10 protein-coding genes and 1 pseudogene are annotated in these 24,229 nt (G+C 61.6%); 3 read left to right on the top strand and 8 right to left on the bottom strand.

What is annotated here, in order from left to right; genetic code table 11:
• Window positions 1–174: 174 nt before the first annotated feature.
• The gene (locus ACA047_RS28450; RefSeq protein WP_497355152.1) at window positions 175–546 is read left to right on the top strand and encodes a DUF6124 family protein; all 372 of its coding nucleotides are present in this window, start codon (window positions 175–177) and stop codon (window positions 544–546) included.
• A 103-nt stretch (window positions 547–649) separates the two neighbouring features.
• On the opposite strand, the gene ACA047_RS28455 is transcribed toward ACA047_RS28450, so the two are convergent.
• The 7 genes and pseudogenes from ACA047_RS28455 to ACA047_RS28485 form a co-directional block, all read right to left on the bottom strand.
• On the bottom strand, window positions 650–1,516 hold the full coding sequence (locus ACA047_RS28455; RefSeq protein ID WP_497355154.1) for an ABC transporter permease: 867 nt from the start codon (window positions 1,514–1,516) through the stop codon (window positions 650–652).
• 11 nt (window positions 1,517–1,527) lie between these two features.
• Complete coding sequence (locus ACA047_RS28460) at window positions 1,528–2,388, bottom strand: ABC transporter ATP-binding protein (RefSeq protein WP_497355156.1); 861 nt, start codon at window positions 2,386–2,388, stop codon at window positions 1,528–1,530.
• A gap of 5 nt (window positions 2,389–2,393) precedes the next feature.
• A pseudogene (locus ACA047_RS28465) lies at window positions 2,394–2,495 on the bottom strand (hypothetical protein); the annotation flags it as partial.
• A gap of 61 nt (window positions 2,496–2,556) precedes the next feature.
• Entirely contained in the window at window positions 2,557–3,459 is a 903-nt protein-coding gene (locus tag ACA047_RS28470; protein ID WP_497355158.1) for a TauD/TfdA dioxygenase family protein, read from the bottom strand.
• Between the two features lie 321 nt (window positions 3,460–3,780).
• Window positions 3,781–5,148, bottom strand: a complete 1,368-nt coding sequence (locus tag ACA047_RS28475; RefSeq protein WP_497355160.1) for an HlyD family type I secretion periplasmic adaptor subunit — start codon at window positions 5,146–5,148, stop codon at window positions 3,781–3,783.
• On the bottom strand, window positions 5,138–7,294 hold the full coding sequence (locus ACA047_RS28480) for a type I secretion system permease/ATPase (RefSeq protein ID WP_497355162.1): 2,157 nt from the start codon (window positions 7,292–7,294) through the stop codon (window positions 5,138–5,140). The genes ACA047_RS28475 and ACA047_RS28480 overlap by 11 nt, the downstream gene beginning before the upstream one ends.
• A gap of 39 nt (window positions 7,295–7,333) precedes the next feature.
• Window positions 7,334–8,683 (bottom strand): TolC family outer membrane protein, encoded by a 1,350-nt coding sequence (locus ACA047_RS28485; RefSeq protein ID WP_497355164.1) that lies wholly within the window; start codon window positions 8,681–8,683, stop codon window positions 7,334–7,336.
• Between the two features lie 357 nt (window positions 8,684–9,040).
• Here ACA047_RS28485 and ACA047_RS28490 point away from each other — a divergent pair, with 357 nt between their 5' ends.
• Together ACA047_RS28490 and ACA047_RS28495 are read left to right on the top strand one after the other, a co-directional pair.
• Entirely contained in the window at window positions 9,041–21,682 is a 12,642-nt protein-coding gene (locus ACA047_RS28490; protein ID WP_497355166.1) for a retention module-containing protein, read from the top strand.
• 140 nt (window positions 21,683–21,822) lie between these two features.
• Window positions 21,823–22,161 carry a tryptophan synthase subunit beta gene (locus tag ACA047_RS28495; protein WP_497355168.1) on the top strand — a complete coding sequence of 113 codons (339 nt, stop codon included), beginning with the start codon at window positions 21,823–21,825 and terminating at the stop codon, window positions 22,159–22,161.
• A 112-nt stretch (window positions 22,162–22,273) separates the two neighbouring features.
• Here the strand turns inward: ACA047_RS28495 and lapD are convergent, their stop codons facing one another.
• Window positions 22,274–24,220: a cyclic di-GMP receptor LapD gene (lapD, locus tag ACA047_RS28500; RefSeq protein WP_497355170.1), complete on the bottom strand. Its 1,947-nt coding sequence runs from the start codon at window positions 24,218–24,220 to the stop codon at window positions 22,274–22,276.
• Window positions 24,221–24,229: the final 9 nt, after the last annotated feature.

A 24,229-nucleotide genomic window follows, 5' to 3' on the forward strand; every position in this document is an offset into this window, starting at 1 on the left:
ATTTTATGAGCATTCGTGCCCGTGTTTTATGGCGGCTGTGTGTGGGGAGACCTTCGGGTCTGCCGAGGTTTTTTTGGAGTTTCCTACTCGGTCTTGCACACCCTCACATAGCTGCCACCCTTATATCGCGTGCAAGCGAGCTAGGGCGGCTCCGATTGAATAGGAAGCCAAAACATGTTCAAAGTAACTCCAAATCCGCCAGGAAGCCCTGGCAACGTCCCTGACAAATCCTCGAAATCCAAAAAACTCGACGAAGCCGCCGAGCGCGCCCTCGACTATTACCTCAACCCCAAACCAGCCGATCAAGCCTCGGGCAAAATCCAAACAGCCCAGCTCTTCATCGTCGCCCCGGACATCGACACTGAAACCCTGCTGGCCAATGCCTCCAAAGACCTGCTGTCCATCAGCGCCATCGCCGCCGACCTGGCTGATGATGTTGAAGGTACACGCCGTAGCGTGATCCTAGCGATCAGTCGGATGGCCGATGGGGTGCATTTGTTGGTGGAGCGGGCGATGGATCGGCTTGAGGTTCAAGCGTCAGGCTGACATTCCTGTGGTGGATTGAAGATCGCCTTCGCGAGCAAGCCCAGACAACTCAGAACTGCTTGGACCGCCACGGGTCCACTCATCCTTTACAGGAGCAAACTGATCAACGCTGCATCCCCCAGCGCTTCACCGTCACCCGCTCCAGGCTGTCGAACACCAGGTTCTCCACCAGCAACCCGATCAGGATCACCACCGCCAGCCCGGCAAACACCTTGTCGGTGTACAGCTCGTTGCGGTTCTGGAAGATGTACCAGCCCAGGCCGCCCTTGCCGCTGGTGGCGCCAAACACCAGTTCCGCGGCGATCAGGGTGCGCCAGGCGAAGGCCCAGCCGATTTTCAACCCGGCGAGGATCGACGGCAGCGCCGCCGGAATCAGGATGAACAGCACAAAGCGCAACCCCTTGAGCCCATAGTTGCGCCCGGCCATGCGCAACGTTTCGGACACGCCGAGAAACCCCGCATACATATTCAGCGCCAACGCCCACAGCACCGAGTGCACCAGCACGAAAATCAGGCTGTTCTGCCCCAGGCCGAACCACAGCAGCGCCAGCGGCAACAGGGCGATGGCCGGCAACGGGTTGAACATCGACGTGAGGGTGCTGAGCAAGTCGCGACCCAACTGCGTCGATACGGCCAGCGAGGTCAGGCCAAACGCCAGGACGATGCCCAACAGATACCCCTTGAGCAGCACCACCAGGGAAATCCAGACCTTGTCCAGCAGCTCACCGCTGAGCAAGCCGCCGTACAACGCGCTGGCGGTTTGCAGGAAACCCGGCAGCAGCAGGTCATTGTTCTGGTAACGGGCCACCGCCTCCCACAGCAGCGCCAGCAACAACAGGATCAGGCTTTTGCGCAGCCAGCCCTGTTGCCAGAGACGCTGGCCCAGGGGTAATTCGCGCTCCAGCGGCACGTGGGTCAAGGGTTGCAGGTCAACTTCGTATTCTTCGCGCGCAGGCGATAAATGGCTCATGGAACGCTCCCTTAATACGCGAGGCGGATATCAGCGAAATCCAACTCACGCTCGGTGTCCGGTGACTGGCTTTCATTGAACAGCAATCGATGAATACGCTGCGCCGTGTGCTGAAACGCCACGCCACCGAGACTGTGCAAGTCGTATTGATGGCTGTGGATTTCTGCCCGTACGCGCCCCGGATGGGGGGACAGCAGCAGGATGCGATTGCCCACCACCAACGCCTCTTCGATGGAGTGAGTAACGAACAGCAACGTGAAGCGCACCTCTTCCCAAAGCAGCAGCAGTTCTTCCTGCATCTTGCGCCGGGTCAGGGCATCGAGGGCGGCGAAGGGTTCGTCCATCAGCAGGATCTTCGGTTGCATCGCCAGTGCCCGGGCAATCGCGACCCGGGCTTTCATGCCACCGGACAACGTGTGGGGATAAGCATCGGCAAACGCCGCCAGCCCGACCTTGTCCAGATAATGCAGCGCCCGCTCCTCGGCCTCGCGACGCTTGAGGGTGTGGGAAGCCAACAGCGCGAACATCACGTTCTGCTTGACGGTTTTCCAGGGCGGCAGTTGATCGAATTCCTGGAACACCACGATCCGGTCCGGCCCCGGCGCGATGACGGCTTGCCCTTGCAGACGAATCTCACCCTCGCAAGGCGCGATGAAACCACCAATGGCCTTGAGCAACGTGGATTTGCCGCAACCAGACGGGCCGAGCAATACGAAACGGTCCGCCGGGTCGACCTCGAAACTCACCTGGTGGGTGGCCCGCACCACTCGCTGCGGGGTGCGATACTCCAGGCTGACGTTATCCACCGACAACAACGCCGTGTCGGTGCGGGTGGGGTTGCTGGCCGCGTGGCCTTGCAAACGCGCGTTCATGACAATCAGCTCCCCTGCAACGGCTTGGCGTCCTGGAAGAAGTAGTCTTCCCACGACGCGGGTTTGTTTTTGATCGCGCCGACGCAGTAGAGGAACTCGGCCAGCGGTGCAACAGCAATGCGTTTGGACATGGTGATTCTCCGGGCTCTTGGCGCGATGCACAGCCGATCAAAAAGGGGCGTCGCCCTGGATGGTGGTGCGATACAACTTGCGGCGCAGATGACTCGGGCAACCGGCGGCCAGATGGATCAGCGAACGGTTATCCCAGAACACCAGGTCGTGGGGCTGCCATTGATGGCGATAGATGTTTTGGGGCAGCACGCTGTGGGCATACAGCTGGGCCAGCAGCGCGTTGCTTTCGTCCTCCGGCAAACCGACGATGCGGGTGGTAAAACCTTCGCTGACAAACAACGCCTTGCGCCCGGTTTCCGGGTGGGTGCGCACGATCGGATGCACGACTTCAGCGACCTGGGCCAGTTGCTCCGGCGTGAGCGTCGGGCGCCAGTTGCCTTCGAATTTGGTTTCGCTGTAGCGCGCCGTGTAGGAATGCGCCGCCGAGCGACCTTCCACTGCCTTGCGCAACGCCTCGGGCAGGCCATCCCAGGCTTTGTGCATGTCGGCAAACAGCGTGTCGCCACCTTCGCTCGGCAGCTCCTGGGCATGGAGCATCGAGCCCAGGCTGGGTAGCTCTTTATAGGAGAGGTCGGAATGCCAGAATTTACCGGCATCCCCCAGGCCGATGGATTGGCCGTTTTCGACGATGTTGGAAACGATGAGAATTTCCGGATGCCCGGTCAGCAGGAACTGCTTGAGCACATGAATCTGCAGCACGCCAAAACGGCGGCTGAAGGCGATGTGTTGCTCGGGGGTGATGCGTTGTTCGCGCAACACCACTACGTGATGGTCCAGGTGAGCGCGGTGGATGCGGACAAAGTCCTGATCGTTGATCGGCCGGGACAGGTCCAGGCCAATGATCTCGGCGCCGACGGCATGGCTGAACGGGCGGATTTCGAACGACTGCGGCGCACTATTCGCGACGGTTGAATCTGGAGAACAAGAGACGGCTGGCATACATCACTCCCACGCACGCTTCACAGGCGCGCATCGATCAAAACTCACGGCGTTACCGTGTTGGTTTGTGTCGTGCGGCGCGCCGATTGGTCGGCAGGTACGCAGGAGGATGACTTTATAGGTATAAGAAGTTTAATTTAAATACCGTTAGTGAATAACGATATGGCCTGGAGTTTTGCACCGCACCACTGTGGGAGCAAGGCTTGCCCGCGATGAAGACAATGCGATCTTTCAGGGACCGCGGCGCCTGTTTCGCGAGCAAGCTTTGCGCCCACACAGCGGGGATAAATCCCCTCGCCACAGAGGATAGCGCCGCCCCTCTTACCGCTCGTGCAACGCCTCGGCCCGGGCCTTGATGATTGGTTTGAGCAGGTAGCTGAGCACGGTTTTCTTGCCGGTGATGATGTCCACCGAGGCCACCATACCCGGAATGATCAGCAGCGGTTTTTCATCAGTGCCCAGATGGCTACGCTCGGTGCGCAGCTTGATGACGTAGTAGGTGGTTTTCTTGTCTTCGTCGGTGATGGTGTCGGCACCGATCTGCTCCAGCTTGGCTTTCAGCCCACCGTAAATGGTGTAGTCGTACGCGGTGAATTTCACTGTGGCGTCCTGGCCGGGGTGCAGGAAGGCGATGTCCTGGGGACGGATTTTCGCTTCCACCAGAATGGTGTCGTCCAACGGCACAATTTCCACCAGGTCGCTGCCAGGCTGGATCACCCCGCCAATGGTGTTCACCAACAATTTGTTGACGATGCCCCGCACGGGCGACGTAACCAATGTACGGCTCACGCGATCTTCCAGGGCCTTGCCGGTGGCCTGGGCCTTGTTCAGGTCGGTGCGCGCCTCGTTGAGCTGGGTCAGGGCTTCGCTACGGAATTTGCCGCGGGTCTCGTCGATCTTGCGCTGCACTTCCTTGATCGCCGATTCGGCACGGGGGATCGCCAGCGTCGTGGCGTCCAGTTGCCCACGGGTTTCGACTTCAGCGCGCTTGAGCCGCAGCACTTCCACCGGCGACACCGCGCCCTGGGCCACCAGTGGCTCGGACATGTTGATTTCCTGGCGTTGCAGCGCCAGGCCGGAGCGGTATTGCGCTTGCTTGGAAGCGAACTCGCGCAGTTCCTGCTGACGTTGAATCAACTGTTCCTGCAGCCCGCCGATTTCATCATGCAATTGCTGGCGGCGGCTGATGTACAGCGACTCCTCGCTGGCGGCCTGGCCCGGCACAGCCTTGAGCACATCGGCCGGGAAGTTCAGCGGCCGGTCATCGACCTCGGCACTCAGGCGTTCGACCCGCAACAGCATGGACAGGCGATCGGCCTCGGTTTCCCCCGCATTGGAGACAAACCGCGTGTCGTCCAGGCGAATCAGAGGCGCTCCGGCTTCGACGATCTGCCCTTCGGTGACGAACAGCTCGGCGACGATACCGCCTTCCAGGTTCTGGATTTTCTGGATCTTGGACGACGGAATCGCCTTGCCGTCGCCCTTGGTCACTTCGTCGATCACGGCGAAGTTGGCCCATAGCATCAGGAACACAAAGAAGCCGATGATCGCCCAGATCGTCAGGCGCACCACCCGTGGGGCATCTTCGATCAGGGCCTTGTTGACCTCCGGCAAAGGCTGGCCATGCAACGAATCGGAGCCCTTGAAATAGCGGCCCACAGCCCCCTTGATACCTGGCTTAAGCAACACTGATCTGCCCCTTCTTCAACGCTTCCATCACAACAGCTTTCGGGCCGTCGGCCAGGATCTGCCCGCGGTCGATCACCAACAGGCGGTCCACCAGCGACAGCAAGGATGCCCGGTGCGTCACTAACAAGACGGTCTTGTTTTCCACTACGGCGGTCAGGCGCTGTTTCAAGCGTTCTTCACCGGTGTTGTCCATGGCGCTGGTGGGTTCGTCCAGCAGCAGAATGGGTGGGTTGAGGAGCAACGCGCGGGCCAGGGCGACGTTCTGGCGCTGGCCACCGGACAGGTTCTGCCCGCGCTCGCCGACCTGCAGTTCATAACCTTGAGGATGCAGGCGCGCAAACTCATGTACGCCCGCCAGCTCCGCGGCCTGGAGCACAAGCTCGTCTTCGACGTAACGGGCGCCGGAGGTCAGGTTGTCCCGCAGGGTGCCGGCCAGCAGCTGGATGTCCTGAGGCACGTAGCCGATGTTGTAGCGCAGCTCGCTGACATCGATCTGGCGGATGTCCACGCCATCCACCAGTAACGCGCCGTTGTCCGGCTGGTACAGGCCCACCAGCAACTTGGCCAGGGAGCTCTTGCCCGAACCGCTGCGGCCGATGATGCCGATTTTCTCGCCCGGCTTGATCACCAGGTTGATGTTCTTCAGCGCGACGTTCTGTTGGTTCGGGTAGGTGAAATTCAACTGACGGCATTCAATGGCGCCCTGCAAGACCTTGCGGCTCAGCGGGCGCTCTTCGAAATTACGCTCCTGGGGCAGCTCCATCATCTGGTCGACCGAGGTCATGGTTACCCGCGCCTGCTGATAGCGAGTCAGCAGCCCCGACAGCGACGCCAATGGGCTGAGGGCGCGACCGCTGAGCATGTAGCAGGCGATCAGCCCGCCCATGCTCAGGTTGCCAGCGATGATCTGGTAGACGCCGAAGACGATCATGATCACGCCGGCCAGTTGCTGGATCAGCAACGTGATGTTCATCGCCAGCCCGGACAGCATTTTCACTCGTAGCTCGAGACGGCTGAGGGTACCGATGGTCTGTTCCCACTGGTACTGGCGCTCGCTCTCGGCGTTGTTGACCTTCACCGCATCGAGGCCGGCCAGGGTTTCGATCAGGCTGGATTGACGCTCGGCGCCCAGGGCCATGGTTCGTTCCATGGTCGCCACCAGGGGTTTCTGCAACGCATAGCCGATCAACAGGGCAATCGGGAACGCCAGCACCGGAATCCACACCAGGTGCCCACCGAGGATCGCGATGACCATGAAGATCAACAGGGTGAACGGCAGGTCGATCAGACTGGTAAGGGTCAGCGAGGCGAGGAAGTCTCGCAGGCTCTGGAATTCATGGATGTTCTGGGCAAAACTGCCGACCCGCGCCGGGCGGTATTTCATGGCCATGCCAACGATGCGTTCGAACAGCGTTGCCGAAATGATCAGGTCGGTTTTCTTGCCGGCCAGGTCCAGGCACAGGCTGCGCAGCATCTTGAGGACCAGGTCGAACACGTAGGCGCCGGTGATGCCGATGGCCAGCACCCACAGGGTCGATTCGGCCTGGTTCGGCACCACGCGGTCGTAGACGTTCATCACGAACAGCGGCGCGGCCATGGCGATGATGTTGATCAGAAAGCTCGCCGCAATAGCGTCGGCGTACAGCCAGCGGGAACGCTTGAGGGTGTCGCGAAACCACGAACGCGCCCGGGGAATCAGCGTGCCGTGGCTCACATCGAATTTGTGCTGGGGTTGAGCGAAGAAGACTTTGCCGCTGTAGTCGTCGGCCAGCAGTTCGCGGCTGATCGTCACTTCACCGCCATCGCTTTCGCTGAGCAGCAACCGCGCCTGGTCGTCCCCGACCCAGCCCAGCAACACGGCGCTGCGGCCATCCTTGAGCAGCAACAGGGCCGGCATGGCAATGGTCGGGATCTGCTCGAGCTTGCGTTGCAGCACCCGACCTTGCAGACCGGCACGGGCCGCCGCGCGCGACAATAACTCGACGCTCAGTCGTTGCTTGGGCAGCGGCAGACCGGTGGTAAGCATCGCCGCACTGGCCGGTTTCTGATGCAGCATGCAGAGCGCCAGCAAACCGTCCAGCAACGGGTCGTCGTGCAGCGTGCGTGGATCATGGATGAGTTCGACTCGACTGACTTCTGATTCCACGCTCGGCACTCTTTTGCTGATCAAAACTAGATGGATGACTCAATTCATCCCAGGCAACTGGACCTTGGGTTTCACGTCATTCTGCACAACGGATGCCAACGGCGCGACCACGCCCTGACTTTTGAGCAACTGGCCCATGGTTGCCTTGATCCGGTATTGGGTGAACAGCTGCACGTTCTTGATTTCCGCCAAGCGTCGGGACGCGCTGAACAGCTCGTTTTCGCTGTCGAGCAAGTCGAGCAGGGTCCGCTCGCCGAGGCTGAACTGCCTCTGGTAAGCGGTGCGCACGCTGGTGCTGTGGTTTACGTATTGCTGGGCGATTGGCACCTGGGCGTTGGCATTGTTGAGGGCGTTCCAGGCCAGGCCCAGCTCTTCATTGAGTTGACGCAGCGCGTTGTTACGGATGTCCAGGGCCTGGTTGGACAGGTACGACTTGGCCTCCAGATCCGCCTTGTTGCTGCCACCGGCATACAGGTTGAAACGCATGCGCAGCATGGCTTGCCATTCGTTATTGTGGCCGTTCTGGCCGTCCAGGTCGTTGTCGGCGGTACGGCCCAGCTCGGCGTCGAAGCGTGGGTAGAAGCTCGACTTGGCGGCTTCGTACTGCTTCTCGGCGGCGGCGATGTCCGCCTCGGCCGAACGCAGCGTCGGACTGTTTTCCAGCATCTGAGCGCGGGCTTCGGTCAGGTTGGCCGGCAACAGCGCCAGAAAATCGGCGGGGCGTTCCAGTTGATCGGGCATTTGGCCCACGGCGCTGAGGTAGTTGGTCTCGGCGTCGGCCAGGTTGGTTTGCTCGGTGATCAGGTTGTTGCGGGCCTGGGCCATGCGCGCTTCAGCCTGGTCCAGGTCGGCGCCGCTGCCCACGCCACGGGCGGTGCGCAGCTTGATCTGGTCGAAAATGCGTTCGTGGCTCTTGAGGTTCTCGTCGGCCAGGCGCACGAATTCGCGCCGGGTCAGCACGTCCAGGTAAACCTGGGCAACCGTCAGCCCGGTACGCTCGGAAGCATCCAGCAACGAATAGGCACGGGAATTGACGTTGGCTTGTTGACGCCCCACTTCGCTGGACGTCGCAAAACCGTCAAAAACCATTTGCGACAGACGCAGGCTCGATTCGCTGCGGTTCAGGGTTTCCCAATGATCAGCGCCGGCCGACCGGGTGGTGACGCTGTCGGTGCTTTCACGACCGTACCCCGCCGCGAGGTCCACCCTAGGCAGGTAGCCACCCTTGGCGGCTTTGAGCTGATAGTCCGCCGCCAGTCGGCTGTTCACGCCGGCCTGTATTTCAGGGTGGACATCCAACGCCTGCTGCATGGCCTGCGGCAAGGTTTGTGCTTGTACGAAACTGGCGGCGAGGGCGAAGGGTAAAGCCTTGAACAGGTGCGAACGCATGGTTGGATTTTCCTGAAACTCTTGTCTTGAATCACAGCGAAATGAGGCGCTGCATCGGATGATGGCAACCGGAATGACCGCATGTCGGATAGTTCAAAACAAGAGCTGAACACGCACCGAAAGAACAGGTCGCCGCTTAAATATCAATGTGACATTACGGTGCCGATTGTTTAGGATGGCCGGCATAAGGTCAATAGTTTGGCACAAACAAAGTAAGCAAAAAGATACAGCCAAAATATTGACAGATAAAAGTGTCAAAACAACCTTATCAAGTAAGCAAGAACGTCCAGACCACTGCGGCTCCCCAGGCTGCGGGTACATGGAAGTCTACTGAGCGTGGCACCCGGAGAGTCTTCAATGAGCAGTGTTGTTGCCGTTGTCAAAAGCATTGTTGGTCAGGTTTTCGTCGTATCCCCCGAGGGCATTCGGCGCGTACTCATTGAAGGCGATCGCCTGTACACGGGCGACCAGTTGGACACCGGCCCTGCCGGCGCCGTCACGCTGGAGCTGGCCGACGGCCGCACTCTGGACCTGGGCCGCGACACTCAGTGGAGCGCCAACGCCCCGGACTCTTCCACTGACCTCGCACAGGCCACTGCCCAGGCCGCGCCATCTGTAACAGAATTGCAACAAGCCATTGCCGCAGGCGCCGACCCGACGACAGCCCTGGAAGCCACCGCTGCCGGCGCTACCGCGGCGGGTACGGGTGGCGCCGCCGGTGGCGGCCACAGTTTTGTGGTGCTGGATGCCACGGCCGGCAGCGTCGACCCTACCATCGGCTTCCCGACTGAAGGCTTGAGCACAGCTGCCGACACCACCGACAACATCACCGCTACCGACACCACTGCTGATGCCACAGCCAACGCAGTGCTCGATTCGACTTTGACCCTGAGCGCCACCCCGACGTTGACCGAAGCCGGCGGCGTGCTGGTCTACACCGCCACCGTCACCCAAGCGCCCCAGACTGACCTCACCGTGACCCTGTCCAACGGCTCGGTAATCGTGATCTCTGCCGGACAAACGACCGGCAGCGTCAACGTACCGCTGGCGCCGAACGACACCGTGTACAACGACGCAAGCCAAATCAGCGTGACCGTCACCGGCACCACCGGCGGCAGCGGCATTGCCGTGACCCTGCCCACCACGCCGGCCGTGACCCAGATTACCGACACCATCGACACCACCACCGTCACCCTGACCGCCAGCGACACCATCACCGAAGGCGGCCAGATCACCTACACCGCCACCCTGACCAATCCGGCCCAGACCCCGGTGACCGTGACCTTGAGCAACGGCTCGGTCATTACCATCGCCGCCGGCCAGACCACCGGCACCGTCGCCGTCGACACCCCGGCCAATGACGTCTACAACAACGGCAGCACCGTCAGCACCACCATTACCGGCGCGACCGGTGGCAACTTTGAAAATCTGGTGCCGAGTAACACGCCGGCGGTCACCACGATTACTGATTCGGCCGACACTACCGGCCTGACGCTGACCGCCAGCGACACCATCACCGAAGGCGGCCAGATCACCTACACCGCGACCCTGACCAATCCGGCCCAGACCCCGGTGACCGTGACCTTGAGCAATGGCTCGGTCATTACCATCGCCGCCGGCCAGACCACCGGCACCGTCGCCGTCGACACCCCGGCCAATGACGTCTACAACAACGGCAGCACCGTCAGCACCACCATTACCGGTGCGACCGGTGGCAACTTTGAAAATCTGGTGCCGAGTAACACGCCGGCGGTCACCACGATTACTGATTCGGCCGACACTACCGGCCTGACGCTGACCGCCAGCGACACCATCACCGAAGGCGGCCAGATCACCTACACCGCGACCCTGACCAATCCGGCCCAGACCCCGGTGACCGTGACCTTGAGCAATGGCTCGGTCATTACCATCGCCGCCGGCCAGACCACCGGCACCGTCGCCGTCGACACCCCGGCCAATGACGTCTACAACAACGGCAGCACCGTCAGCACCACCATTACCGGTGCGACCGGTGGCAACTTTGAAAATCTGGTGCCGAGTAACACGCCGGCGGTCACCACGATTACTGATTCGGCCGACACTACCGGCCTGACGCTGACCGCCAGCGACACCATCACCGAAGGCGGCCAGATCACCTACACCGCGACCCTGACCAATCCGGCCCAGACCCCGGTGACCGTGACCTTGAGCAACGGCTCGGTCATCACCATCGCCGCGGGCCAGACCACCGGCACCGTCGCCGTCGACACCCCGGCCAATGACGTCTACAACAACGGCAGCACCGTCAGCACCACCATTACCGGCGCGACCGGTGGCAACTTTGAAAACCTGGTGCCGAGTAACACGCCGGCGGTCACCACGATTACTGATTCGGCCGACACTACCGGCCTGACGCTGACCGCCAGCGACACCATCACCGAAGGCGGCCAGATCACCTACACCGCCACCCTGACCAACCCGGCCCAGACCCCGGTGACCGTGACCTTGAGCAACGGCTCGGTCATCACCATCGCCGCGGGCCAGACCACCGGCACCGTCGCCGTCGACACCCCGGCCAATGACGTCTACAACAACGGCAGCACCGTCAGCACCACCATTACCGGTGCGACCGGTGGCAACTTTGAAAATCTGGTGCCGAGTAACACGCCGGCGGTCACCACGATTACTGATTCGGCCGACACTACCGGCCTGACGCTGACCGCCAGCGACACCATCACCGAAGGCGGCCAGATCACCTACACCGCCACCCTGACCAATCCGGCCCAGACCCCGGTGACCGTGACCTTGAGCAATGGCTCGGTCATTACCATCGCCGCCGGCCAGACCACCGGCACCGTCGCCGTCGACACCCCGGCCAATGACGTCTACAACAACGGCAGCACCGTCAGCACCACCATTACCGGTGCGACCGGTGGCAACTTTGAAAATCTGGTGCCGAGTAACACGCCGGCGGTCACCACGATTACTGATTCGGCCGACACTACCGGCCTGACGCTGACCGCCAGCGACACCATCACCGAAGGCGGCCAGATCACCTACACCGCGACCCTGACCAATCCGGCCCAGACCCCGGTGACCGTGACCTTGAGCAACGGCTCGGTCATTACCATCGCCGCCGGCCAGACCACCGGCACCGTCGCCGTCGACACCCCGGCCAATGACGTCTACAACAACGGCAGCACCGTCAGCACCACCATTACCGGCGCGACCGGTGGCAACTTTGAAAATCTGGTGCCGAGTAACACGCCGGCGGTCACCACGATTACTGATTCGGCCGACACTACCGGCCTGACGCTGACCGCCAGCGACACCATCACCGAAGGCGGCCAGATCACCTACACCGCCACCCTGACCAACCCGGCCCAGACCCCGGTGACCGTGACCTTGAGCAACGGCTCGGTCATCACCATCGCCGCGGGCCAGACCACCGGCACCGTCGCCGTCGACACCCCGGCCAATGACGTCTACAACAACGGCAGCACCGTCAGCACCACCATTACCGGCGCGACCGGTGGCAACTTTGAAAATCTGGTGCCGAGTAACACGCCGGCGGTCACCACGATTACTGATTCGGCCGACACTACCGGCCTGACGCTGACCGCCAGCGACACCATCACCGAAGGCGGCCAGATCACCTACACCGCCACCCTGACCAACCCGGCCCAGACCCCGGTGACCGTGACCTTGAGCAACGGCTCGGTCATCACCATCGCCGCCGGCCAGACCACCGGCACCGTCGCCGTCGACACCCCGGCCAATGACGTCTACAACAACGGCAGCACCGTCAGCACCACCATTACCGGCGCGACCGGTGGCAACTTTGAAAACCTGGTGCCGAGTAACACGCCTGCGGTCACTACGATTACAGATTCGGCCGACACCACCGGCCTGACGCTGACCGCCAGCGACACCATCACCGAAGGCGGCCAGATCACCTACACCGCCACCCTGACCAACCCGGCCCAGACCCCGGTGACCGTGACCTTGAGCAACGGCTCGGTCATCACCATCGCCGCGGGCCAGACCACCGGCACCGTCGCCGTCGACACCCCGGCCAATGACGTCTACAACAACGGCAGCACTGTCAGCACCACCATTACCGGCGCGACCGGTGGCAACTTTGAAAATCTGGTGCCGAGTAACACGCCGGCGGTCACCACGATTACTGATTCGGCCGACACCACCGGCCTGAGTCTGTCGGCATCCACCGAAGTGGCAGAAGGTGGTCAGATCCTGTACACCGCCACCCTGACGAACCCGGCCGGCACGCCGGTAACCGTGACTTTGAGTAACGGCGCTGTCATCACCATCGCTGCCGGCGCCACGACTGGCAGCATCAGCGTTGAGGCGCCTGCTGACGACGTCTACAAAGACGCTGGCAAGGTCGAAGTCAGCATCGACAATGCCACCGGCGGTAACTTCGAGAATCTCGTACCGAGCACTGCTCCTGCGGTCACTGACGTTACCGATACCATCGATACCTCGACCGTTAGCCTGACAGCCACTTCTACCGTCGCTGAAGGTGGGACTGTTGTTTACACCGCGTCGGTCAACGCGCCGGTGACCGGTGCTCCGCTCGTCGTGACATTGAGCAACGGCCAGACCATCACCATCCCGGTCGGTGACAGCTCTGGCAGCGTAAATTACGTCACGTCGAACGATGCGTTGGCAGGCGGCGATAACCTCAGCGTCAAGATTGACGATGCCCAGGGCGGCAACTACGAAAAACTCGACATCGATGGCAAAACCGCTGACACCTCGGTTACTGATACTCAGGACACAACCGGGCTGAGCTTGACCGCGACCGACACCGTCACCGAAGGCGGCTCGATCGTTTACACCGCGACCCTGACCAACGCCGCTGGCACGCCAGTGACCGTCACCCTGAGCAACGGCGCGGTGATCAATATCGCCGCCGGTGCCACGACCGGCACCGTGACCGTCGATGCCCCGAAAGACGACGTCTACAAAGATGCCGGCAAGGTCGAAGTCAGCATCGACAATGCCACCGGCGGTAACTTCGAGAATCTCGTACCGAGCACTGCTCCTGCGGTCACTGACGTTACCGATACCATCGACACCTCGACTGTCAGCCTGACTGCCACTTCTACCGTCGCTGAAGGTGGGACTGTTGTTTACACCGCGTCGGTCAACGCGCCGGTGACCGGCGCTCCGCTCGTCGTGACATTGAGCAACGGCCAGACCATCACCATCCCAGTTGGCGCAAGCAGCGGCACCGTAAACTTCACGACACAGAACGATGCCCTCGCAGGCGGCGATAACCTCAGCGTCAAGATCGACGACGCCCAGGGCGGCAACTACGAAAACCTCGCCATCGACGGCAAACCTGCTGATACCTCGGTGACCGATACTCAGGACACAACCGGGCTGAGCTTGACCGCGACCGACACCGTCGCCGAAGGTGGTTCGATCGTTTACACCGCAACCCTGACCAATGCCGCCGGCACACCAGTGACCGTAACCCTGAGCAACGGCGCCGTGATCAACATCGCCACCGGCACCACCACTGGCACCGTGACCGTCGATGCCCCGAAAGACGACGTCTACAAAGATGCCGGCAAGGTCGAAGTCAGCATCGACAATGCCACCGGCGGTAACTTCGAGAATCTCGTACCGAGCACTGCTCCTGCGGTCACTGACGTTACCGATACCATCGACACCTCGACTGTCAGCCTGACTGCCACTTCTACCGTCGCTGAAGGTGGGACTGTTGTTTACACCGCCTCGGTCAACGCCCCGGTGACCGGTGCTCCGCTCGTCGTGACATTGAGCAACGGCCAGACCATCACCATCCCAGTTGGCGCAAGCAGCGGCACCGTAAACTTCACGACACAGAACGATGCCCTCGCAGGCGGCGATAACCTCAGCGTCAAGATCGATGATGCCCAGGGCGGCAACTACGAAAAACTCGACATCGACGGCAAGCCGGCCAACACCACGGTCAGTGATGTCCAAGACACCACCAGCCTGAACCTGAGCGCTACCGGTTCGGTCGCCGAAGGCGGCCAGATCACCTACACCGCGACCCTGACCAACGCCGCCGGCACGCCAGTCACCGTGACCCTGAGCAACGGCGCCGTTATCACCATCGACGCCGGCAAGACCACCGGCACCGTAACCGTCGACGCCCCAAAAGACGACGTCTACAAAGACGCTGGCAAGGTTGAAGTCAGCATCGACAATGCCACCGGCGGTAACTTCGAGAATTTGGTCCCAAGTACCATCCCGGCAGTGACCGACGTAACCGACACCATCGATACCTCGACCGTTAGCCTGACAGCCACTTCTACCGTCGCTGAAGGTGGGACTGTTGTTTACACCGCCTCGGTCAACGCCCCGGTGACCGGTGCTCCGCTCGTCGTGACATTGAGCAACGGCCAGACCATCACCATCCCGGTCGGTGACAGCTCTGGCAGCGTAAATTACGTCACGTCGAACAACGCGTTGGCAGGCGGCGATAACCTCAGCGTCAAGATCGACGACGCCCAGGGCGGCAACTACGAAAAACTCGACATCGACGGCAAACCTGCTGACACCTTGGTAACCGATACTCAGGACACCACTGGCCTGACCCTCTCCGCGACCGACACCGTCACCGAAGGCGGTTCGATCGTTTACACCGCGACCCTGACCAACGCCGCTGGCACGCCAGTGACCATCACCTTGAGCAACGGCGCCGTGATCAACATCGCCGCCGGCGCCACGACCGGCACCGTGACCGTCGATGCACCGAAGGACGACGTCTACAAGGACGCCGGCAAAGTCGAAGTCAGCATCGACAACGCCACCGGCGGTAACTTCGAGAACCTAGTGCCAAGCACCGCGCCGGCAGTGACTGATGTCACTGACACTATCGATACCAGCACCGTTTCGCTCACAGCCACGTCGACTGTGGCTGAAGGCGGCACCATCGTTTACACCGCGTCGGTCAACGCGCCGGTGACCGGCGCTCCTTTGGTTGTCACCCTGTCGAACGGCCAGACCATCACCATTCCGGTTGGCGACAGCGCCGGCAGCGTAAATTACGTCACGTCGAACAACGCGTTGGCAGGCGGCGATAACCTCAGCGTCAAGATTGACGATGCCCAGGGCGGCAACTACGAAAACCTCGCCATCGACGGCAAACCTGCTGATACCTCGGTGACCGATACTCAGGACACAACCGGGCTGAGCTTGACCGCGACCGACACCGTCGCCGAAGGTGGTTCGATCGTTTACACCGCAACCCTGACCAATGCCGCCGGCACACCAGTGACCGTCACCTTGAGCAACGGCGCGGTGATCAATATCGCCGCCGGTGCCACCACTGGCACCGTGACCGTCGATGCACCGAAGGACGACGTCTACAAAGACGCCGGCAAGGTTGAAGTCAGCATCGACAATGCCACCGGCGGTAACTTCGAAAACCTGGTGCCAAGCACTGCTCCAGCGGTCACTGACGTCACTGACACTATCGATACCAGCACCGTTTCGCTCACAGCCACGTCGACTGTGGCTGAAGGCGGCACCATCGTTTACACCGCTTCGGTGAACGCGCCAGTCACTGGTGCTCCGTTGGTTGTCACCCTGTCGAATGGCCAGACTATTACGATCCCAGTTGGCGACAGCTCCAGCAGCGTAAATTACGTCACGTCGAACAATGCGTTGGCAGGCGGCGATAACCTGAGCGTCAAGATTGACGATGCTAAGGGTGGCAATTACGAGAGTCTGGTTGCGGATAAAACCCCAGCTGAAACTTCAGTTACTGACGTTCAAGACGCCACTGGCCTGACGCTTTCGGCGACCGACACCGTCACCGAAGGCGGTTCGATCGTTTACACCGCGACCCTGACCAACGCCGCTGGCACGCCAGTGACCGTCACCTTGAGCAACGGCGCGGTGATCAACATCGCCGCCGGTGCCACCACTGGCACCGTGACCGTCGATGCCCCGAAAGACGACGTCTACAAAGACGCCGGCAAAGTCGAAGTCAGCATCGATAACGCCACCGGCGGCACCTTCGAGAATCTGGTGCCAAGCACCGCGCCGGCAGTGACCGATGTCACTGACACCATCGACACCTCGACCGTCAGCCTGACCGCCACCTCTACCGTCGCTGAAGGTGGGACTGTTGTGTACACCGCTTCGGTAAACGCGCCAGTCACTGGGGCTCCGCTCGTCGTGACGTTGAGCAACGGTCAGACCATCACCATTCCGGTCGGTGACAGCTCTGGCAGCGTAAATTACGTCACGTCGAACAATCCGTTGGCAGGCGGCGATAACCTCAGCGTCAAGATCGATGATGCCAAGGGCGGTAACTACGAAAAACTCGACATCGATGGCAAACCTGCTGATACATCGGTGACCGATACTCAGGACACAACCGGGTTGAGCTTGACCGCGACCGACACCGTGGCGGAAGGCGGTTCGATCGTTTACACCGCGACCCTGACCAACGCCGCTGGCACGCCAGTGACCGTCACCTTGAGCAACGGCGCGGTGATCAACATCGCCGCCGGTGCCACGACCGGCACCGTAACCGTCGATGCCCCAAAAGACGACGTCTACAAAGACGCCGGCAAGGTCGAAGTCAGCATCGACAATGCCACCGGCGGTAACTTCGAGAATCTCGTACCGAGCACTGCTCCTGCGGTCACTGACGTTACCGATACCATCGACACCTCGACTGTCAGCCTGACTGCCACTTCTACCGTCGCTGAAGGTGGGACTGTTGTTTACACCGCCTCGGTCAACGCCCCGGTGACCGGTGCTCCGCTCGTCGTGACATTGAGCAACGGCCAGACCATCACCATCCCAGTTGGCGCAAGCAGCGGCACCGTAAACTTCACGACACAGAACGATGCCCTCGCAGGCGGCGATAACCTCAGCGTCAAGATCGATGATGCCCAGGGCGGCAACTACGAAAAACTCGACATCGATGGCAAAACCGCTGACACCTCGGTGACCGATACTCAGGACACCACTGGCCTGACGCTTTCGGCAACCGATACCGTCGCCGAAGGCGGCTCGATCGTTTACACCGCAACCCTGACCAACGCCGCTGGCACGCCAGTGACCGTGACCCTGAGCAACGGCGCGGTGATCAACATCGCCGCCGGCGCCACCACTGGCACCGTAACCGTCGACGCCCCGAAAGACGACGTCTACCTAGACGCCGGGAATGTCGCGGCAACGATCAAGACGGCTACCGGTGGCAACTTCGAGAACCTGGTGCCGAGCACCACGCCAGCGGTCACCGCGGTCACCGACACGGTCGACAACACCAGCGTCAGCATCACCGGCAGCACGTCGGTCACCGAAGGCCAGGCTGCCACATACACCGTCAGCCTGACGAACCCGGCGCAAACCGAGGTGACGCTCAAGATCGTCTACAGCGGCACCGCCGCCGACGGCACGGACTTCACCGGCGTCTACACCGTGAAGATCCCGGCCAATGCCACCAGCGCCACCTTCAGCGTAGCGACGCTGGATGACAAGATCACCGAAGGCACCGAAAATTTCGTGGTCAAGATCGACTCGGCCACCGGTGGCAACTTCGAGCACCTGGCGGTCAGCGGCACCAACGGCAGTGTCAGCACCTCGATCATCGACAACGATGCGCCGCCGGTACTCGACCTGGACGTCGACAATTCCAGCGGCAAGACCGGCGCCGATTACCAAGTGACTTTCACCGAAGGCACCACGGGGCCGGGCGTGTCGATTGGCGACACCGACCTGAAAATCACCGACCCGGACAGCACCATGCTGACCGGCGCCACCATCGTGCTGACCAACCGTCAGCCCGGCGATGCGCTGAACCTGGGCAACAGCGTCAACGGCATCAGCATCAACGCCAACAGCACCAACGGCACGGTCACGCTGACGCTGACGGGCAACGCGACGCTGGCTGACTACATGCAGCAGATCAAAAACATCAGCTTCATCAACACCAGCGACGACCCGAGCACCGTGCCGCGCATCATCACCGTGACGGTGACCGACGGCACCAACTACTCCAACACCGCCACCACCACCGTGAACGTGGTCGGGGTCAACGATGCACCGGTTGCCACCGGCGGCGCGATGACCGGTACCGAAGACACTTCGCTGATTCTCGGCTGGTCGACCTTCGGCGTCAGTGACTCAGACAGTTCCGCGACAAACCTGGGGGTGAAAATCACCGGGTTGCCAGCTGATGGCAAGTTGCAGTACCTGGACGGTGCAACCTGGAAGGACGTGGCCAACAACCAGACCTTCACCAAGGCCGACATCGACGCCGGCAAGCTGCGCTTCACCCCCGACGCCAACGAATCCGGCGCCGATGGCTATGGCGGCAGCGGCACGGGTAACAAGCAGGCTGACTACGCGCAGATCAAATTCCAGCCAACCGACGGCCAGGTGCTGGGCGATACCGGCACTGTGAAGATCGACATCACGCCAGTCGCCGATGCACCGAGCCTCAACGTGACCGGCAACAGCGTGACCTCCACCGGCCTGGTCAAGGAAGTCTGGACCGGTCTGTCGGGCCTGGGCACCGATGGCAGCGGCGCGGCGTCCGGCACGCTCAAGTCGGTGATCGATGCGGCTGGCACACCGAACAGCAGCTCCACCGTGACTAACGTGCAGTCCGACAGCAACGTGAACACCGGTACGGCTTCGAAAACGTCGGGCCTGATCTACCTCGAGGCCGGCAAGACTTACACCTTCAGCGGTACCGGCGACGACAGCCTGCTGGTGACCATCGGTGGCAAGGACGTGGCATCCACCACCTGGGGCGCGGGCGGCAAGCTGAACGGCTCGTTCACACCGACCACCAGCGGCTACTACACCCTGGACATCTACCACCACAACCAGACTGGCCCGGGCAGCTACGACGTGAACCTGTCGGTCAACGGCAGCACGGCGGTCGACCTGAGCAGTGCCGGCGTGCCGCTGTACACCGGCGTGGCCGACCTGGCGAACGCTGGGGTGACCGTTTCCGATCTGCACGGCACCAATGGCGAAGGTTATTACGACGGCTACAAGCTCAACGAAGGCGCCGAAGGCTCCAGCGTGCATCTGTCGAAGATCAGCACGGCCCTGACCGATACCGACGGTTCCGAAAGCCTGAGCGTGAAAATTGGCGGCATCCCGCAAGGCAGCGTGCTAAGCGACGACGCGGGCCACACCGTGACCGTGGGCAGCAACGGCGAAGCCTCGGTCACTGGCTGGAACCTGAGCAGCCTGACCCTGACACCACCGACCTATTACAACGGCCAGTTCAACCTGACCGTGACCTCCACCGCCACCGAAGCCCTCGGCGGATCGGCATCAACCACGGCGCAGATCGCGGTCACGGTGTACCCGGCGACCTACAACGCCATCACCGCCACGTCCGGCAGTGACAACGTCACCGGCACCGATGGCAACGACATTGTGGTCGCCGACATCGGCGGCCTGACCGTGGTGCCGGGCGTCAACTACAACATCGCCTTTATGGTCGACAGCTCCGGCAGCATGAGCGACTCGTCTCTGACGGCGGCCAAGAACTCGCTGACCTCGGTGTTCAACACCCTCAAGCAGAGCCTGGGCAGCAACTCCGGGACGGTGAACATCTTCCTGGCGGACTTCGACAGCCAGGTGAACACGACGGTCACGGTCAACCTCAACGACCCGAACGCCCTGACCCTGCTCCAAGAAGCGCTCGATTCGATGGCATCGGGCGGCGGCACCAACTACGAGGACGTGTTCAAAACCACGGCGAACTTCTTCAACAGTTCCGAAGCATTGGGTAATACCGGCGCGAAAAACCTGACGTACTTCATTACCGACGGTAAACCAACCCTCTACCAGACCAGTGAACAGACCAACCCGACGCTGTACGGCAGCGTCAAACTCGATGACGTGTTGAGCGCGGCCAACTACACCGTCGGCAAGCTCTACACCCAGACAATCGACAGCACGCACAAGTACACCATCTACGAAAACGGTGAGATGTACCTGTCGACTAAAAGCGGCAAGAACTGGAAGGACAGCTATGTCGGCACGGTGCACGCCGAGGGCAATGGGACCTTTGAACTGTCGAACCAGGGCGGTACCGGTTATGGCGATTACTGGAACTACGTCGACTCAGCAGCAGGCTCGACCGACAGCTTCACGCTGTTGAAGGGCCTGAGCACGGTCGAGGCCATCGGCCTGAACAGCGACGTGACCCTGGCCGATCTCAAGCCGTACGACTCGGATCAAACGCCGCAGACCAACATCGATCCCAAAGACCTGGCCAACTCGATCATCGGCCACACCGAAGCGACCCTGCCGGGCTCCGACACGGTCAACGGTGGGGAGGGCAACGACATCCTGTTCGGCGACCTGGTGAGCTTCAATGGCATCGCCGGCGAGGGTTACCAGGCCATTCAGGCGTTCGTGGCCCAGCAGAACGGCGTGGACGTCAGCAAGGTCACCACCAGCAACGTGCATCAGTACATCACTGAGCACTACACTGCGTTCGATGTGTCTGGCGCCAACGATGGCAACGACACACTGCTGGGTGGCGGCGGCAACGACATCCTCTTCGGCCAGGGCGGCAATGACACGCTCGACGGTGGCAAGGGCAATGACATCCTGCTCGGCGGCAAAGGCAACGACACGCTGACCGGCGGCCAGGGCAACGACACCCTGATCGGTGGCTTGGGCGGTGATACCTTTGTCTGGAAGTCCGGCGACACCGGCACCGACGTGATCAAGGACTTCAAGGCCAGTGAAGGCGACCGGATCGACCTGCGGGATCTGTTGCAGGGCGAAACCGGCAGCACCATCGACCACTTCCTGAAGATCAGCACGGTCGATGGCGTGTCGTCGCTGCAGGTCAGCACCACCGGCCAGTTCAACGCGGCCAACGGCGCAGCGGCCACTGCGGACGTGACGATCAAGCTTGAAGGCAACAACTGGTCGAACGTCAACCTGAACTCGTTGATCGCCGGCAGTGACCCGACCATCAAGGTCGATCACAACAACAGCTGACCGGCCCTCACGGCCACCCTTCGCCGGGTGGCCGTGCATGGCTGCGCCCAGGATGACGATTTCATCGTCACCCTCCATACTCGCGCACAGTTGGCCTATGCTGCCCAGCATGACGCCGCCTAATACATGAGGGATGCCCAATGTTTTATGTGCAACGCGATGCACAAGGCCTGCTAGTACGCGTGGAAGCCGCCGCTTATGCCGAGGCCACCGAAACCTTGCCGGCCGACAACCACGAGATCCAGGACTGGTTCGCCAACCAGGCGGTAGAAAACAGCCTCAAGCAGCTCAAGCAGAGCGACCTGGAAATGATCCGGGTACTCGACGACTTGATCCAGGTGCTGACCAGCAAAGGCGTCATCCGCGTCACCGACCTGCCACCGGCGGCCCAGGCCAAGCTGATGGACCGCAACCAGGCCCGGGAAGCCTTGGGCGGGTTGAGCCAGTTGATCGATGATGATGAGAAGGGGTTGATCTAACTTTTAATTCCCCTGGCACAACCCGATCCCCTGTGGCGAGGGGTTGTCTGGGCTGACGCCATCGCGAGCCTGCTCGCGATGGCTGACTAACTGGCGACGCAGCACTCACGTCTTACACCCAACGCTTAGGCTCCCCAACCAGCTGCCCCTGCACCCCAAACAGCCCCATTTCGCGGATGACCGCCAGTTCGCCTTCGGTTTCCACCCGTTCGGCAATCAGCGGCAGGTCGATACTGTGGGCCGCGCGCTGGATGGCTTCGATGAACAGGCGCTTGTCGCTTTCCTGGTCGATGGCGCGGATGTAGCTGCCGTCGATTTTCAGGTAGGCCAGCCCCAGCCGTGACAGGTTGCCGATCATGCTGAAACGCCCGCCGAAACGCTGCAGACTCAGGGAGAAGCCAAGCTCGCGCAGTTGTTTGGTCAAGCGCTCCAGCACCGCTTGCTCAGGCAATTGCTCTTCACCGATTTCCAGGGTCAGGCGCGGCCCGAGGTTGGAATGGGCGCGCAGCAGTTCAAAGATTTTGTTCAACGCCTGAGGGTCAGCCAGGGTCGCGGAGGACAGGTTCAGCGCCAGGGACTGGTCGTGTCCGCCCATTTGCTTGAGCACCTGTTCGAGCATCAAACGGTCCAGGCGCGCGGTCCAGCCGAAACGCTCCAGCCAGGGCAAAAAGCGCCCGGCGGGAATGGTCTGGCCCTGGTCGTCGAGCAGCCGCGACAGCACTTTGTAATGCAGCACCACCTGGGTGTCCCGGGCGGCCACCACCGGCTGGAAGTACAGCTCGAAACGCTGATGACTCAGGGCTTGGTCGAGCAAATTGTGCCAGGCATGGTGATCATCGCCGACGCTGGCCACCGCGCTGTGGTCCAGGCAGGCCCAGCCCCGTTCGCCCTGGCTTTCGGCCTGGGCCAGGGCCTGGTCGCCGAGCTGGAGCACCGCCTGAGGCGAGTCGCCATGGACGAACGGCGCCAGCCCGATGGAGGCCACCGAAGCCACGTCGGTCGCGCCGGTGGCGTGCAGGCTCGCCAACGCGCCTTCGAGGTTCTGCGCCAGTTGCAGCGCTTCTTCACGCACCAGCCCTGGCGCCAGCACGGCGAATTCCCCACCGCGGATGCGCGTCACTAGGTTGTGGGTTTCCGGATATCGGGCGCATTCACGCAGCAACTGCTCGCCAACAGCCTTGAGCAACTGGTCGGTGCGTTGCCCGCCCAGCCGCTGATTCAAACCGGCCAGGTCCTTGACCCGCAGCAACAGCAGATACCCGGAACTGGCCTGCTCCGGGTTGCTCACACGAGCGTTGAGCTGCATCTCAAAGTAACGCCGGTTGGCCAGGCCCGTCAGGTTGTCCTGGTAGGACTCGACCCGCAGTTTCTCGCTGCGCTCGGCCTGTTCCTGGAACAATGCCTTGAGCTTTTCGACCATCTGGTTCATCGCCTGCACCACGCGACGCAATTCAGGCGTACGCGGCAGTTCCGGCAGGCTCAAAAACTCACGACGGGCGATGGCATGGGACTGGTGCACCATGTAATCCAGAGGCTTGAGCTGACGACGCAGCAGCAAGGCCCCCAGCACCGCGCTCACGGCGCCACACAGCAGCAACCAACCCAGGCTGCCCAACGCGCTCTGCCACAGTTTGGCGAGGGCAAACATCGGGTGGCTGACCACCTCGACCCGCGCCGCCTGTTCCCAGCCGCGACTGACGATTGCATCCCCACCGGCCGGCTCCAGGCCAATGAGTTTGACGAACCATTGCGGCACGCTGCCGGCGTCCGGAATGCCCGTGCGCTCGACAATGGTTTTGTCGGTGGCCACGTCGACCACGCGGATGCTGGCGTAGTAGCCACTGTCGAAAATGGAACTGACCATCAATTCCACCATCGCCGGGTCGTCGATGTTCGGCGTCAGGGACAGCGCCAACGCCGTGGCTGCGTCCTGGGCGTGGGAGCGCAACTGGTTGACGTACTGAGCCCGCGAGCTCTCCAGGCTGACCATGAAGCTGCCGCTGAAGGCAACCACCAGGAACAGACAGATAGCGATCAACAGCTGTTTGAACAAGGACATCTGAGCGTG

This window comes from Pseudomonas sp. LBUM1664 (assembly GCF_059695895.1).